A 14787-nucleotide genomic window follows, 5' to 3' on the forward strand; every position below is an offset into this window, starting at 1 on the left:
TTGTGCTAATAATTCATATTCGTTTTCATTCCTCACTCGCCCTCTTTTCAAAACTATAATGCGAGTACCAGAGAACCTAACCACAGGAACCCCGAATTCAATGGAATATTCAAAGCTAGGAAGTAGTCAAATTCCCGTTTCCCGTATCTGTCTTGGCAGCATGACTTGGGGGCTACAAAATACGCAGCAGCAAGCCGACCAACAGATCGAATACGCATTAAGCCAAGGTATTAACTTTATCGATACTGCAGAGATGTACGCGGTTCCACCTTCTCCAGATACCTACGGAAAAACAGAAGCGATCATTGGTAACTGGTTATCGCGTAACCCACAGCGTCGACAAGAGTTGATCATTGCGAGCAAAATTGCCGGGCCAGGGCTTCCTTGGGTTCGAGATGGTGGGCCGATAACAGGTGAAGCCGTGATCGCAGCCGTTGATGCATCATTAAAACGCCTACAAACAGACTATATCGACCTTTACCAACTTCACTGGCCAAATCGCACTACACCTCACTTTGGTAAGCATTTCCCGAATCACATTCGATTTAGTGATATTGACCGAAAGCAGCATGAAGCTGAGATGTTGGAAATCCTACAAGCACTGGCAAGCTGTATTAAGGCGGGTAAAATTCGCCATGTCGGGCTTTCAGATGATTCTACTTGGGGCATTAACACTTACCTCAAGCTGAGTGAAAAACACGATTTGCCACGTATGGTTTCGATTCAGAATGAATTTAGCCTACTGCACGCAAAAGACTGGCCATATCTGATTGAGAACTGTGTGCATGAAGATGTCGCTTACCTGCCATGGTCACCTTTAGCTGCAGGCATGTTGAGTGGAAAGTACATCGATGGCGCAAGACCGGAAGGCAGCCGTTGGACTTACATGCAACGTAAAGGCATTTTCCGTGACACTGAATCTGCCAACGAAGCGGTTAAAGGCTATGTTGAAGTAGCAAACGCTCATGGATTTACTCCGAGCCAACTGGCATTGGCATGGTGTAATCAAGTTGATGGGGTGACGTCCACCATCATTGGTGCAACTACGATGGAGCAGCTAAAAGAGAACGTAGCCGCTTTCAGTAAACCGCTATCAGAAGAGATCCTGACTGATATCAACACAGTATTTAAACGCTACCCGGCTCCGTATTAGGCTGTCAGTTCAACTTAACTTAGGTGAGTAAATCCCATAAGAGCGCGCTATTTAGTGCGCTTTTCTTTTTTAAGTAGGTTGCTTTTGCTTTTTATATGGATCGCATTGAGTCATCACGCTTTTGGTTCGCTAACCTTTGCTCTATAATGCGCGGGCTTATATCTAGGATAAAAACATGATTTCAAAAAACCAATTAAAACTCCTTCGTGCTTTGGGCCAAAAGAAACAACGTAAAGCCCACGGCCTGTTTCTAGTTCAAGGTGAAAAGAACGTTCTTGAGCTGTTCAATAGTGACTTAGTCGTGAAGAACGTCTTTGCTACCGCTGATTTCTTATCTGAAAATCATGCTTCACTGATTGAGTTTGATTGTGTTGAAGCCTCGCTGGATGATCTAACCAAAGCAAGTACTTTGGTGAGTAACAATGCCGCGATTGCAGTTGTTGAGATCCCAACGTTTGAACTACCAGAAGCAACAGGACTGATGATTGCGCTTGATGGCGTTTCAGACCCTGGCAACCTAGGTACGATTATTCGCGTAGCAGACTGGTACGGCATCAAGCATATCGTTGCGAGCAGCGATTGCGCAGACCCATACAACCCTAAAACGATCAGCGCGACTATGGGCAGCTTTGGCCGCGTACACGTAAGCCAAACAGACTTACCAGCTTACTTAGAGCAAGCGAACCTACCGGTTTACGGTGCTTTCTTAGAAGGCGAAAGTGTTCATAAGACTGAGTTTACTGCTAACGGCATTTTATTGATGGGCAGTGAGTCTCACGGCATCCGTGAACACGCGGCTAAATACGTGACTGATAAGATTACGATTCCAGCATTCGGTGGCGCAGAGTCTTTGAACGTTGCAATGGCGACAGGCATTATTCTCGACAACATGCGTCGTCAGCACTGCTAGACCTCTAAGCTAACTAGCCAATCGACAGTGTTCAGATATTAAAAAAGGCGTATTGATTAAATCAGTACGCCTTTTATTTGAGTTCTTTTCAACAATTACTTTTCTAGCATTGCCAACTTATCACACACACCATTCCACTTTTCAGCGTCATCCATTGGTGCTTTTACTTCCGTTTGCACAGGCCAAATCTCAGCGAGCTCTGCGTTCACTTCGATGAAGATCTTTTGATCTTCTGGCAGTTCGTCTTCTTGGAAGATTGCTTGAGCATCACATTCAGGTACACACAAGCCACAATCAATACATTCGACTGGGTTGATTACCATGAAATTTGGGCCTTCATGGAACGCATCTGCGGGGCACACTGCCACACAGTCTGTGTATTTACATTGAATACAATTATCGCCTACGACAAATGCCATGATGCTCTGCTCTATAAGTTAGTCAAAATTGAAGAATGGGGATAATACTCATCCCAAAGCAAAATTCAACATCATACGGCTCTAATATCGTGTCTATTTGCTCCATGTTTCCAAATTAGTATGACAGATAAATCAATTTCTCGTAAAATGCGCGCCATTGTGAGCTTATCGCTTCTTTGAACATCAGCGTTTCCATCAAACTCTGTATTAAGAAACGATCTAGCTAAGACACCTATAAAAACGAGACATCGAAATGATACGTTTAACCGAAATTAAACTCCCACTAGACCATGAAGAGTCTGCTATTCAAGACGCTATTGAAGCGAAACTTGGTATTAACTCTGATCAGGTACTCTCTTTTAATATCTTTAAACGTGGCTACGATGCTCGTAAGAAATCAAAGATCTTACTTATCTACACGCTTGACGTTCTCGTTGAAAACGAAGCTGAGTTGTTAGAACAATTCATTAGCGACCCGCACGTAAAAGTGACTCCTGATATGGAGTACAAGTTTGTTGCTAAAGCGGTTGAGAACCAAACTGAGCGCCCTGTGGTTATCGGTTTTGGCCCATGTGGTCTATTCGCTGGCCTAGTGCTTGCTCAAATGGGTTTCAACCCAATCATCGTTGAGCGTGGTAAAGAAGTTCGTGAGCGTACGAAAGATACCTTTGGTTTCTGGCGTAAGCGTACGCTGAACACAGAATCAAACGTACAGTTTGGTGAAGGCGGCGCAGGTACTTTCTCTGACGGTAAGCTGTACAGCCAAGTTAAAGATCCAAAGCACTACGGCCGTAAAGTAATTGAAGAGTTCGTTGCTGCGGGTGCACCAGAAGAAATTCTATACGTAAGTAAGCCGCACATCGGTACCTTTAAACTGGTTACCATGATCGAAAAGATGCGCGCTTCTATCATTGAACTTGGTGGCGAAATCCGTTTCAGCACTCGTGTTGACGACGTTCATATGGAAGATGGTCAAATCACTGGCCTAACGCTTTCTAACGGTGAAGAGATCAAATCTCGTCACGTGGTATTGGCTGTTGGCCACAGTGCTCGTGACACGTTTGAAATGCTGTACGATCGTGGCGTTTACATGGAAGCGAAGCCTTTCTCTGTTGGTTTCCGTATCGAACACAAGCAATCGATGATCGATGAAGCTCGTTTCGGTAAGAACGCAGGCAACCCAATCCTAGGTGCTGCGGACTACAAACTCGTTCACCACTGTAAGAATGGCCGCACTGTATACAGCTTCTGTATGTGCCCAGGTGGTACTGTGGTTGCTGCAACGTCTGAAGAAGGCCGCGTAGTAACGAACGGCATGAGCCAATACTCTCGTGCAGAACGTAACGCAAACAGCGCGATCGTTGTAGGTATCGACCCAGAGCGTGATTACCCAGGTGACGCACTGGCTGGTATCCGTTTACAACGTGAACTAGAAAGCGGCGCTTATGTTCTTGGTGGTGAAAACTACGATGCACCAGCTCAAAAAATCGGTGACTTCTTGAAAGGTCGCGATCCAAGTGCAATCGGTGAAGTACAACCGTCATTCACGCCGGGTATCCACCTGACTGATATTTCAAAAGCGCTGCCTGATTTTGCTATCGAAGCGATTCGTGAAGCAATCCCAGCGTTCGAGAAGAAGATCAAAGGTTTCTCTACGCCAGACGGCCTACTTACCGGTGTTGAGACACGTACGTCTTCTCCTGTATGCATCAAACGTGGCAAAGACTTCCAAAGCATCAACCTTAAGGGCTTCTTCCCGGCTGGTGAAGGTGCAGGCTACGCAGGCGGTATCCTGTCTGCTGGTATCGACGGCATTAAGGCCGCAGAAGCGCTAGCACTATCAATGGTAGAGCAGAACCAAGCTGAGAAGATTGAGATCGCTTAAGCGCTTTCGATAAAGCAAAGCTAGATCGCGATCAACCAAAACTAAAAATCCAGTGCCTTGTCGACACTGGATTTTTTTATTGCATAAAGGTATCTAAAATTATTTAGTCACGACTTCGGCAGCGTTACTTACAAGTCTCTTTTGACCAATTCACACCATCATTTGAACACTCAAATAAACTTGTCCCATTCTGGTAATAATAACCTTTAGTCCAGTTCCCTTGAGAATATTTAGACGTTATCGTCTGAGTATAATCAAACGGTGTATTTTCAATGAACGCATACTTATGTCGGTTCCAGCTGTCAGAACCATATGAACTGTTGTCATTAAAATCTACCGATAGGTAGTTGAGTGCATCAAAGTCGCTGCGCGAAACGCTACCCAATGAATCACCCAAATTCACCCACTCTGGATGTGGTGCATTATTCTCAAAATTAAATTTCGCTTGTACCTGAGTAAACTGATCTTTGTAGTCACCGACAACATCAGCCGACAAGGTTTGCATGAAGCCCGCACCCACGTCTTGACGAGAACAGCTGTCCCAATCAGGTTGTTGAGACCCGCTACGGTTAATCACACCAAAAGTAGTCAATGAGTTAGGTAAAATCTGTTGCTTGATGGTCTCTTTCACCGAACATGAATATTCCGTTCCATCACTATCCAATGAGAACCAAGCTTCTTTGTCATATTCCAAACCATTTTTCTTTTGGCTATTACGCTCAACATGCTTATTTAACGCCAGTTCTGTCTGCAAGTCAGCTGAAACTTCATGTTCAATGACAATCAGCTTATCCGCAGTCATCACTGTTTTAACTTTATACCACTTATTAATTTCGTTCTTCTTGGAGTAATCCCAATGCTGCCAGTAATAGTCAACATAAGCTTGCTGGGCTGTCGGGTTCTCTTTTTGAATCTCTTTGGTCTCTTGATACGACTTTTTAATGGCAGGCATCATCTTCTGCGCTAAATCGTAGAGCTCAGTATTTTGATCTTTAACGAAATCACCATACAAGTCCTCTACTGCGATGTTGTATCGGTTCGCAATTCGGAAGTCATGCTCTTTCACATTTTGGATAATGCTATTTTGGGTGTTCACGGCTTGCTTCAAAGCAGAGCAACTGTTTAAACCACCTTTATACAAGTCGGCTTGGATCTGATTCCATAAAACAGTTGTCAGTGGCGTAGTCGACTTAATTTCTTGCTCAGAACTCACCGTCATGACTGGCGGAAAGATTAACTGATAAGGTTCAGTAATCGGTGTGTTTGGGCTGTCTGCATCAATAGCGCCTACTGGCACGTTCACTACGATTGGAGCGTAGTCCATACAGTCTGAGTTAGAACCCGTCAAAGATAGCTCATAGCTGCCTTCATGGTCCGTGATGCTGCTAGGCTCACCTTCATCTAATACGCCATTATAATTGATATCTAGAAACGCGGTCGCCCCGGAAATATACCCGTCAATGGCGACACCTTGTAAGGTTCTCGTTTGAGGAGCAGGAGCACTTGTGTTGCTACCACCGCCTCCTCCGCCACAAGCCGTAAGGCCAACAGCTATAAGTGCGATAGAAATAAGCTTAAGTTTCATTCGATTAGATCCTAATGAAATACATTATCAATGGAATTGTCATTGGGGGGATGACCGGAAATGACTGTGATAGTCATAGCCAGTCATAATAGCGATTGGCATTAGAAAGAAACACGAAAGGGTGATAGCCGATTCGTGCATGTTTTCATTTTGAACAGAAACTAAAAGATGGGGAAATGGGGTTAAAAATGGACTAATTACTTCTCGCTCGAGGCTATCCAAAGCTTATAAAAATCACTATAACCGGTTTGGTTAATCTCTACCCCATGAACCTCAACACTATTAAAAACCTTCTCTTTGCCGTGAAATAACGGACAAAGTAACTTCTGTTGATAAAGCGAATCTTCAATCTCTTTCAACTCGCGCATTGGGTCCTCGCCACTGACAGCAGCTCTAACTCTCTCGCAATGCGCCTTCATCTCAGAATTGTTGAAAATGAACCTGAGACCAGATGAAGCAAGTAGCCAATCGTAAAGACCATACTCTTTTGGCTGTTCGATAACTTCTTCAATAAATAACAAGTCTGCCGACTCACTCATGGAGCTAGGGTCACTGATATTGGTAAGCTCAACAACTTCAATAGCGACACCCGTTTTTACAATCGTTTGTTGCAGCCAGTCCGCCATATCTTGAAGTAAAGGAATCGTCATTCTAGGTCGTGTTAATACAACCGTGCCCGTCAAAATAGGAATGGGATTGCTGGATGTTAATTTACTCGGCGAGAAAGACAGATCATCCGTCACCATATCAGCATCAAACTCTTTACTGCTGGACTTGATAAACGATACCAACCTGTCGAGTTCTTCAGGGGTTATGCCCGAGTTTTCTCTACGATTAACCGCAAGATACGAAAGTGCATTGATTGTGGTTTCTTCTGCTACGCCAGATTGATTAAAACTCAGGGTGTGATCATTCAAACCTTCTATGTCGGTGAGCGTTATCTGTTCTAACAAGGCATTTTGAGCAAAGTAACCTCGGTGACGTTTAAGAACCAAGCACTCTTCGCTCCAATCGTCTAATGAGAAAGCTCCGGTTCCGATATAGGCACTGCGCCCGCTCGAAAAATAAGTACGCTTGCAGCGGTAAATAGACGCGTGTGGGCTAGTCAAAGCATAGAGAAACATTGGGTTTGCGTGTGTCAGCTCAATAGTCAGTTGTTTATCACCCACCACTTGAACATCACTGACCTGATCAAATAAAGACTGTACTGGCCCTTCGATATTTTTTAACTGTAACAAACATTGAGCAACATCTTTGGCCGTTAAAGTTTCACCGTCATGGAATAACACATTCGGTCTCAACCAAAAATGCAGAAATCGCCCTTCCACCTTCCAATGGTGCGCGAGGCTCGCTTGGGGATTTCCCTCATGGCCTTGGACGAGTAACGTATTGTAGAGACTTCTTAAGATGTGATGTTCTGCGGTTCGGTATGTTTTTGCTGGATCAAGGTTATCAACCCACGGATATTGAGTGATCAGTAAATGGTCATGTTGTTGATTGAACAGACTATGTTTTTCAGTCGCTAGCGTCAGTGCCTTTATTGCAGCATCACCATAGCTTTCTAGAAGGCGGGGAATAACGTTAAAACACCCTTGCTCTAACTGAAGCGCTAACACTTGTTCTAATGCTTCGGGAAAGCTGACCAAAATTCTAAACTGGCTAAGCTTCCCTCTTCCTTTGGACGGAATCCAACAAATCCAGCGATATTCCGATAAGCATTTAAGAATGATCGAAGTGTTTCTGCGAGAAGTCGATAGCGAGTGTTCTAGATCATCGATCGTTAGGTGATACTCTTCACCTAATTCATACTTTGCAATAAGCTGCTGAAGTCTACGTAAGTTAGCGTCGTTCAATGGATATCCGAATCAAGCGTCTAGTGGAACGAGAATAGCTGTAACCCAAATGGGAGGTCTATTTACTCATTCAAGTTGGAATATGCTGTATGAAACTGTTGATATAAATAATATCAAGATCCAACTTAATTGATAAACACCTCTTTTAGCAAACAAAATAATCACTGATCGTGCATATTCAGTGGCAAAAATAAGTGGGAGATTAATCCTCCACCGGATTTGCTATTTGCTTTACATTCTTGCCTTATCGTTGTGCTATTGAGCCAGTATTATCCAACTAAAGTGTCTATGTTACTAGCGGTACACAAGCAACATGGTAGAATGCCGCCATTAATCTTATCCTTGTATAAGATTGTTAAACCTTTCCATCGCTATTTAGCCAAATCATACCGAGAAACTTATGCCATTTTCCAAGCTTGGATTAAGCTCACCTATTGTTAAAGCCGTTGCAAAACAAGGCTATGAAAAGCCAACCTCTATTCAAGAAAAAGCAATTCCGATTGTTCTTTCTGGTAAGAACCTTATTGCTGCAGCACAAACAGGTACAGGTAAAACTGCGAGCTTTGTTCTCCCTATCTTAGAAATGCTAAGCAAAGGTGAAACGCAGCGTAAAAAACGTATCCGCGCAGTTATCCTGACACCAACGCGTGAGCTGGCAGTTCAGGTTGAACAGAACATCACTAAGTACGCGAAGTTCCTAAACCTAAGATCACTAGCGATGTACGGTGGCGTGTCTTACCAACACCAGAAAGATCGTCTTATTGAAGGCGTCGATATTCTTGTGGCAACACCAGGTCGCTTGATCGATATGTACGGACAACGTGCCGTTCACTTTGATGAAGTTGAAGTTCTGGTTCTTGATGAGGCCGACCGCATGCTAGACATGGGTTTCATCGAAGACATCAACAAGATCATCGCGCGTTTGCCACAAAACATTCAAAACCTGTTGTTCTCAGCAACGCTATCAACGCCAGTTCGTGCGCTAGCGAAAAGCGCAATCAGTGAAGCGGAAGAGATTTCAATTGCCAAAACTGACGCTTCTAAAGCGAACATTGAGCAATGGTTGGTAACCGTCGATAAAGACCGCAAATCTGCGCTATTAAGCCACATGATCACTGACGGTGAATGGGACCAAGCGCTTATCTTTATCGAGACTAAGCACGGCGCGGCTAAATTGGTTGCTCAACTTGAAAAGCGTGGCATCCAAGCTGAAGCTTTCCACAGTGGACGTAGCCAAGCGATTCGTGAAAAGATTCTGGCTGATTTCAAAAAAGGTCGTCTAAAGTATCTAGTTGCGACAGGTGTTGCTGCTCGTGGTATCGATATCGATAACCTAAGCCGCGTAGTCAACTACGACATCCCATTCCCAGCGGATGACTATGTACACCGTATTGGTCGTACAGGCCGTGCTGATGCGTCTGGTGAAGCGATCTCTTTCCTATCGAAAGACAACTTCAAGAACCTGTGCATTATCGAAAAACGTCTTGGTCACTTGATTGAGCGCCGCGTTGTTGAAGGTTTCGAACCACGCAAAGAAGTGCCAATCTCTGTATTGAACTTCGTGCCTAAAAAGAAAAGAGATCTGCAGCAACCTGAGTAATTTCAGATTTAGAAAATGCAAAGTTGCATTAACCAAAAGAAAAGTCGCGTTAGCCAAAATGAAAATAAAACGAAGCCCTATGTGGCTTCGTTTTGTTCTTTGAAATACATATAACGTTGAGGCAATAAGATGATCACTCCTATCGCAACGAGATTAACCCGCGGCCAAGACCTAAAGCTAGAGATCCAGAGGCTAGTGACAGCGCACAATATCTCCGCGGGCTCTATTGCGTCTTGTGTCGGATGTGTTTCTCAACTCAATATTCGCTTAGCTAATGCCAACAACACCAAGCTAGTTCAAGCTCCGTTCGAAATAGTCTCGGTGATGGCAACGCTAACCCCAAACCACCAGCATATTCATATCTCCGTTGCTGATGAGAATGGCAATGTAATTGGTGGGCATTTGCTTGAAGGGACGATTATCGCGACCACGGCTGAATTGATTGTTCACCGCTACGATACCTTGACCTTCAACAGAGAGCATGACGATTCGACGGGTTACACTGAACTTACTATCAGCAATAGCAAATAACTGATTTACCCATAGCAACACCAAACGCCCCATACAAAGCGATACTACCAAACAGCAATTAGGAAACACGATGGCTCCAAACTCCGCAGATTCCGTTATCGTTCTCGATTTCGAAACCACAGGCTTATCACCCAATATGGGCGACCGAGCGATTGAGATCGGTGCGGTAAAACTCGTTAACGGCGAAGTCGTCGACACCTTCCAACAACTCATGAATCCAGGGTTTCGTGTGAGTGGCTTCATTGAAAGCTATACCGGAATCAGTAACCGTATGTTAAGCACTGCGGCCAGTTGCAGCGAAGTGATGGATGAGTTTGCAGACTTTATCCAAGGCAGTCAGCTTGTGGCTCATAATGCCTCGTTTGATAAACGCTTTCTCGACGCAGAATTAGACAATATTGGACGTGATTACAATGGACAGTTTGCATGCTCAATGTTGATTGCTCGTCGGCTAATCCAAGACGCTCCGACCCATAAGTTGGGCGACCTAGTTCGATTCAAGCGCATAGATAACGACGGCACTTTCCACAGAGCATTAGCCGATTCAGAAATGACAGCAAGGTTGTGGTTATTAATGATCGATGAGCTGAAGAGTGACCACGGTATTCAACAACCGAGCTTCCAATTAATGCAGAAAATATCGAAGACAGCCAAAAGTTCGATTCCAAAACTACTGATGAGTAACAGGGGTTAGGTTCCGAAATTCACCTTAAAGTGTGATGAAAGGCTAGCTCGACAATAACCGCTAGCCTTTAAAAGGGACGCCCTACTCTTGCAATGACTCCAACGTTCCTTTGAGGCTTTCTAACTCATTCATAAAATACGCCCACTGCTTGTTACTGCTGGTCGCGGCCATATCTACTAAAAACTTGGCTGATGTTTCCATATTTTGGTTAAGCTGCGGCTCAAGTTCAGCAGGATAATAAGCTTCATTGTTTAAAAGCAACTTCATAATAATTGGCTGAGCAATATGTAGGTCGCTCTTCTTTGCCATCAGCGTCGTTAGCTCTTCATAGATGTTGTTTTGATATTGTCGCCAACTGCTATTGGTATTTACCCACTCTTTAGACCAAGCCAAAATAATCTGTTTTTGTTCTTTCGATACTGAACCTAACCACCGTTCTGCACGCTCTTCTATTCTGTTTCGGTATCGCTCTCTCGAATCGTCATCGTTCAACGACAACCTTTCTTCATAATAGTCTTGCTGCTTTTCACGAAAGTTCTTTAAAAACTCCCTGTCTTGCTTAGGGCTAAGCTGCATACTCAAGGCGTAAATATCTGGAGCGAACTTATTGACGATTGTGCGAATATGCTCTTTCGTTTGTTCACTTTGGCCCACAATAAAAGCGGGATTCATATCCGACCGATCTACGTTTTGAATCGCTTCTAATTGCGAGATGTACAGAGGTAGCTGAGTTTCTTTATGCCATTTCTGTAATATATCTAATCGCTCTTCAAGCTCTGATTCTTGGCTATTTGAGAGGGAAACAAAATCTTCTATATAGCTAACGACAAACCAACCTATATTGTTATAGGCGAACTTGGTCCCGCACCCAGTAAATAGAAAACAGATCACTAAAACTAACCACCGGCACCTTCTCATTCTACCCTCTCACGACATTCAACAAAGCCACAAACCGATTAACTCATCCCTTTAAGGTTAGCCCAGTTTTTATAACGCTAATTCTAGCTCTTATAAAAGTAGTCTTAATAAACAGTGGTCGTAAGAACTTTGAGATAAATTGAGACCCAAACTTGCTAATCTAGCTATTTAGGCAAATGATTAAACTAAAAATAATTAATAGCAGTGATGTGACTTGATTTTATTACTCATTTGACGTGATACGAACCCTATAAATGAGTTGGGTTGACGTATTTAAAATGATTGATATTTGGGAGGGAAGCTATGGCCGCTATTCCTGATCATCCAAGCGATTTAGAATATGAGCTTTGTTATTTTGATGATGGTTCAATAACCACAATCACGATATTGGTTCACAATCGACAGGAAGCGATGACTTGGTATCTTAGCGAAGGAAAACATATCAACGATCTTTATTCGATAAGACCCGATGAATAATGCTTTGGTATAGAGGACTAGGTCGATAAACCTAAGATAAGAAACTTAAGTGGCATTTTGTGGAACACCCTTTACTGCAATGCCATTAATTAGCAATGTCGTTAATTAGACATATCGCAGCAAAGGGATTCAGTCTCGAATTACTTCAGGATTCGGGCGCGGAATTGACGACCCTTCATTTTACCTGATTCGATTTTGTTCAGTGCTTTTTTAGCCACAGATCTTTCTACCGCTACGTAAGCACGCATTGCAAACAGATTGATCTTACCTACTGATTTACCATCAATGCCGCCTTGGCCCGTCAGTGCGCCAAGAATATCACCAGCACGAAGCTTAGCTTTCTTACCGCCATCAATTTGGATGGTAACCATGTTTGAGTAGTACGGCTTAGCAATTGGTTTTGCTGGCAGTTCAGATGGCTCGATTGGCATGTCCATGTACTCATCAATTTGAGCAACACGGTACATCTCTTTTTCACTAAAAAAGCTGATCGCTACGCCTTTGCTTCCTGCACGGCCAGTACGACCAATACGGTGTACGTGAACTTCAGGGTCGCGAGACAATTCAAAGTTGAACACAGCATCTAGGTTATCAACATCAAGACCGCGAGCCGCAACGTCTGTCGCCACTAGAATCGAGATGGTTTTGTTTGAGAACTGAACCAAAGCTTGGTCACGTTCACGCTGTTCCATGTCACCATGAAGTTCGATAACACTGAAACCGCGGTGGCTTAGCTCATCGTTTACGTTCTGCACTTCTTTCTTAGTGTTACAGAACACAACCGCAGACTCCGGTTGGTGATGCAACAACAGCAGCTCTAGAGCGTCATCACGAGCTTCAGAACCTTCTAACTTGTAGAAGTGTTGTTGGATGCTTGAGTGATCGTGTGTTGATTCAACCTTCACCATTTCTGGATTGCGCATAATGCGGTCTGCAACAGATTTGATCTGTTTAGGGAAAGTCGCACTGAATAGCAGAGTTTGGCGTTCTTTTGGCGCCGCTTCAATCACAGCATCCAAAGCGTCTTGGAAACCCATCTCTAGCATGCGATCCGCTTCATCTAACACAAGTGTGTTCAGCTCAGACAGGTCAATGCGGCCTTTCTCTAGGTGATCAAGAATACGACCAGGTGTGCCTACAAGAATGTGTGCGCCATGCTCTAGTGAACCAATCTGTGGGCCCATTGGCATACCGCCACATAGTGTCAGCACTTTAATGTTGTGAATACCACGAGCAAGAGTACGAATCTCTTTTGCTACTTGGTCTGCAAGCTCACGAGTCGGACATAACACTAAAGACTGAACACGGAAACGCTTAACGCGTAGGTTCTGCAGCACGCCTAAACCGAAAGCAGCTGTTTTACCTGAACCCGTTTTACCCTGACCGATAACGTCCTTGCCATTTAGGATAGTAGGAAGACTTAACGCTTGGATCGGCGTCATTTCAGTATAACCAAGAGAATCTAACGTATTTAGAAGCTCTGGTTTAAGGGCGATTGAAGAGAATTTTGAAGTGCTCAATGGAAATATCCAACTGGTGAAAAACAGAGTGCATTATGAGTGTTTTTGAAAATTATTCCACCTTAATCACAGTTTTGGAGAAACATGTTAGGCGAACACAAAAAAGCCAGCTTACTTAGCTGGCTTTGACTTCTATACGAATTGCTTTCTATGGCACACCGTGACCTTTAGATGCCACCCATACGCGATACCACTGTTCGCGCGTCAGCTCGATTTTCAGTGCATCAACGGCCGTCTTCACACGCTCAATCTTACCAGAACCAATAATTGCAATTGGACTAGATGGTAAACGACGAACCCAAGCGTAAATCACTTGATCAATGCTGTCTGCACCGACTTCTTGACGAATCGCCTCTAGCTCATCACGAACGCGAACCGCTTGCGCTGAATCACCACTGAAGATGCTACCACCACCGAGACAAGACCACGCCATCGGGCGAATGCGGTTCATCTGCAGTTGATCTAGCGTGCCATCATGAGCCACTTCGAAGTTCAATGGGTTGATTTCAACTTGGTTGGTCACTAACGGCTTACCGAGTCGAGATTGAAGCAGTTCGAACTGACGCGGTGAAAAGTTAGAAACACCGAAGTGCTTAACTTTACCTACTTTGTGTAGCTCTGCGAACGCTTCTGCTACTTCATCGGCATCCATTAACACGTCAGGGCGGTGAATCAACAATACATCGATATCGTTAACACCTAAGTGCTCTAATGAGTTATTTACTGATTGGTAAATATGCTGCGCGCTGGTGTCATAGTGATTGATCTTACGATCTGGAGTGTGGTCACCACATAGGTTGATATCGCACTTGGTGACGATTTGAATATCATCACGAAGGCTTGGTTCAAGCGCTAAAGCCTCACCAAACAACTTTTCACATTGGTAGTTACCGTAAATATCCGCGTGATCAACAGTTGTGATGCCAAGATCAATATGTTGCTTCAGGAAAGTCAGGCGTTGTTGCGGGGTCATGCCCCACTCTGCTGTACGCCAGTATCCTTGCACCAGCTCAGAAAGTTCTGGGCCTTGTGGCGCTATCGTTACTCTTGCAACCATGGGTTGTCTCCTTTATCAATACTGAACGTATCCTAATCTCGTTTTACCGAAGGCTCAACGTATAACAAATGGCAAAGCTAAACGCTTATTAAAAATGTGAGAGCCGCAGAAAAACGAACACTTAAATGAATTATAACTTGCTGTCTGCCCGCGAGCCGTTCTCCTGAAAGGCTTGTTTAGCCTAATAAATAACG

13 protein-coding genes are annotated in these 14787 nt (G+C 44.0%); 7 read left to right on the plus strand and 6 right to left on the minus strand.

Annotated features, from left to right (window positions below; genetic code table 11):
• Positions 1-100: 100 nt before the first annotated feature.
• Both AB4482_RS19585 and AB4482_RS19590 read left to right on the plus strand, forming a co-directional pair.
• Positions 101-1153, plus strand: coding sequence for an aldo/keto reductase (locus AB4482_RS19585; protein ID WP_032545660.1), 1053 nt, complete (start codon positions 101-103; stop codon positions 1151-1153).
• Positions 1154-1328: 175 nt separating this feature from the next.
• Complete coding sequence (locus AB4482_RS19590) at positions 1329-2063, plus strand: RNA methyltransferase (protein ID WP_102320729.1); 735 nt, start codon at positions 1329-1331, stop codon at positions 2061-2063.
• Positions 2064-2158: 95 nt separating this feature from the next.
• On the opposite strand, the gene fdxA is transcribed toward AB4482_RS19590, so the two are convergent.
• Positions 2159-2482, minus strand: a complete 324-nt coding sequence (fdxA, locus tag AB4482_RS19595; protein WP_017064356.1) for a ferredoxin FdxA — start codon at positions 2480-2482, stop codon at positions 2159-2161.
• Positions 2483-2735: 253 nt separating this feature from the next.
• On the opposite strand from fdxA, the gene AB4482_RS19600 reads away from it, so the two are divergent.
• Positions 2736-4367, plus strand: a complete 1632-nt coding sequence (locus AB4482_RS19600; protein ID WP_048606003.1) for an NAD(P)/FAD-dependent oxidoreductase — start codon at positions 2736-2738, stop codon at positions 4365-4367.
• Positions 4368-4491: 124 nt separating this feature from the next.
• On the opposite strand, the gene AB4482_RS19605 is transcribed toward AB4482_RS19600, so the two are convergent.
• Entirely contained in the window at positions 4492-5952 is a 1461-nt protein-coding gene (locus AB4482_RS19605) for a hypothetical protein (RefSeq protein ID WP_372181462.1), read from the minus strand.
• 197 nt (positions 5953-6149) lie between these two features.
• A complete protein-coding gene (locus tag AB4482_RS19610) occupies positions 6150-7805 on the minus strand; it encodes an ABC transporter substrate-binding protein (RefSeq protein ID WP_102320727.1) in 1656 nt (551 codons plus the stop codon).
• Positions 7806-8205: 400 nt separating this feature from the next.
• Here AB4482_RS19610 and AB4482_RS19615 point away from each other — a divergent pair, with 400 nt between their 5' ends.
• From AB4482_RS19615 to AB4482_RS19625, 3 genes are all read left to right on the plus strand, one after another.
• Positions 8206-9405 carry a DEAD/DEAH box helicase gene (locus AB4482_RS19615; protein WP_372181464.1) on the plus strand — a complete coding sequence of 400 codons (1200 nt, stop codon included), beginning with the start codon at positions 8206-8208 and terminating at the stop codon, positions 9403-9405.
• A gap of 129 nt (positions 9406-9534) precedes the next feature.
• On the plus strand, positions 9535-9936 hold the full coding sequence (locus AB4482_RS19620) for a PPC domain-containing DNA-binding protein (protein ID WP_017059481.1): 402 nt from the start codon (positions 9535-9537) through the stop codon (positions 9934-9936).
• A 70-nt stretch (positions 9937-10006) separates the two neighbouring features.
• Entirely contained in the window at positions 10007-10630 is a 624-nt protein-coding gene (locus AB4482_RS19625) for a PolC-type DNA polymerase III (protein ID WP_102320725.1), read from the plus strand.
• Positions 10631-10702: 72 nt separating this feature from the next.
• On the opposite strand, the gene AB4482_RS19630 is transcribed toward AB4482_RS19625, so the two are convergent.
• The gene (locus tag AB4482_RS19630; protein WP_372181465.1) at positions 10703-11539 is read right to left on the minus strand and encodes a DUF6279 family lipoprotein; all 837 of its coding nucleotides are present in this window, start codon (positions 11537-11539) and stop codon (positions 10703-10705) included.
• Between the two features lie 303 nt (positions 11540-11842).
• Here AB4482_RS19630 and AB4482_RS19635 point away from each other — a divergent pair, with 303 nt between their 5' ends.
• Positions 11843-12016, plus strand: a complete 174-nt coding sequence (locus tag AB4482_RS19635) for a hypothetical protein (protein WP_017064349.1) — start codon at positions 11843-11845, stop codon at positions 12014-12016.
• A gap of 140 nt (positions 12017-12156) precedes the next feature.
• Here the strand turns inward: AB4482_RS19635 and dbpA are convergent, their stop codons facing one another.
• A complete protein-coding gene (gene dbpA, locus AB4482_RS19640) occupies positions 12157-13536 on the minus strand; it encodes an ATP-dependent RNA helicase DbpA (RefSeq protein ID WP_017064348.1) in 1380 nt (459 codons plus the stop codon).
• 148 nt (positions 13537-13684) lie between these two features.
• Positions 13685-14593 carry an aldo/keto reductase family oxidoreductase gene (locus AB4482_RS19645; RefSeq protein WP_017064347.1) on the minus strand — a complete coding sequence of 303 codons (909 nt, stop codon included), beginning with the start codon at positions 14591-14593 and terminating at the stop codon, positions 13685-13687.
• Positions 14594-14787 lie beyond the last annotated feature (194 nt).

The organism is Vibrio sp. 10N.222.55.C7 (assembly GCF_041473335.1).
GTDB lineage: Bacteria > Pseudomonadota > Gammaproteobacteria > Enterobacterales > Vibrionaceae > Vibrio > Vibrio crassostreae_C.

Bases quoted from the DNA above. Each gene is read 5' to 3' on its own strand.
- AB4482_RS19645 (WP_017064347.1), bottom strand. From the start codon at position 14,593: ATGGTTGCAAGAGTAACGATAGCGCCACAAGGCCCAGAACTTTCTGAG.
- AB4482_RS19630 (WP_372181465.1), bottom strand. From the start codon at position 11,539: ATGAGAAGGTGCCGGTGGTTAGTTTTAGTGATCTGTTTTCTATTTACT.
- AB4482_RS19600 (WP_048606003.1), top strand. From the start codon at position 2,736: ATGATACGTTTAACCGAAATTAAACTCCCACTAGACCATGAAGAGTCT.
- AB4482_RS19585 (WP_032545660.1), top strand. From the start codon at position 101: ATGGAATATTCAAAGCTAGGAAGTAGTCAAATTCCCGTTTCCCGTATC.
- AB4482_RS19590 (WP_102320729.1), top strand. From the start codon at position 1,329: ATGATTTCAAAAAACCAATTAAAACTCCTTCGTGCTTTGGGCCAAAAG.
- AB4482_RS19605 (WP_372181462.1), bottom strand. From the start codon at position 5,952: ATGAAACTTAAGCTTATTTCTATCGCACTTATAGCTGTTGGCCTTACG.
- AB4482_RS19620 (WP_017059481.1), top strand. From the start codon at position 9,535: ATGATCACTCCTATCGCAACGAGATTAACCCGCGGCCAAGACCTAAAG.
- fdxA (WP_017064356.1), bottom strand. From the start codon at position 2,482: ATGGCATTTGTCGTAGGCGATAATTGTATTCAATGTAAATACACAGAC.
- AB4482_RS19625 (WP_102320725.1), top strand. From the start codon at position 10,007: ATGGCTCCAAACTCCGCAGATTCCGTTATCGTTCTCGATTTCGAAACC.
- AB4482_RS19635 (WP_017064349.1), top strand. From the start codon at position 11,843: ATGGCCGCTATTCCTGATCATCCAAGCGATTTAGAATATGAGCTTTGT.
- AB4482_RS19615 (WP_372181464.1), top strand. From the start codon at position 8,206: ATGCCATTTTCCAAGCTTGGATTAAGCTCACCTATTGTTAAAGCCGTT.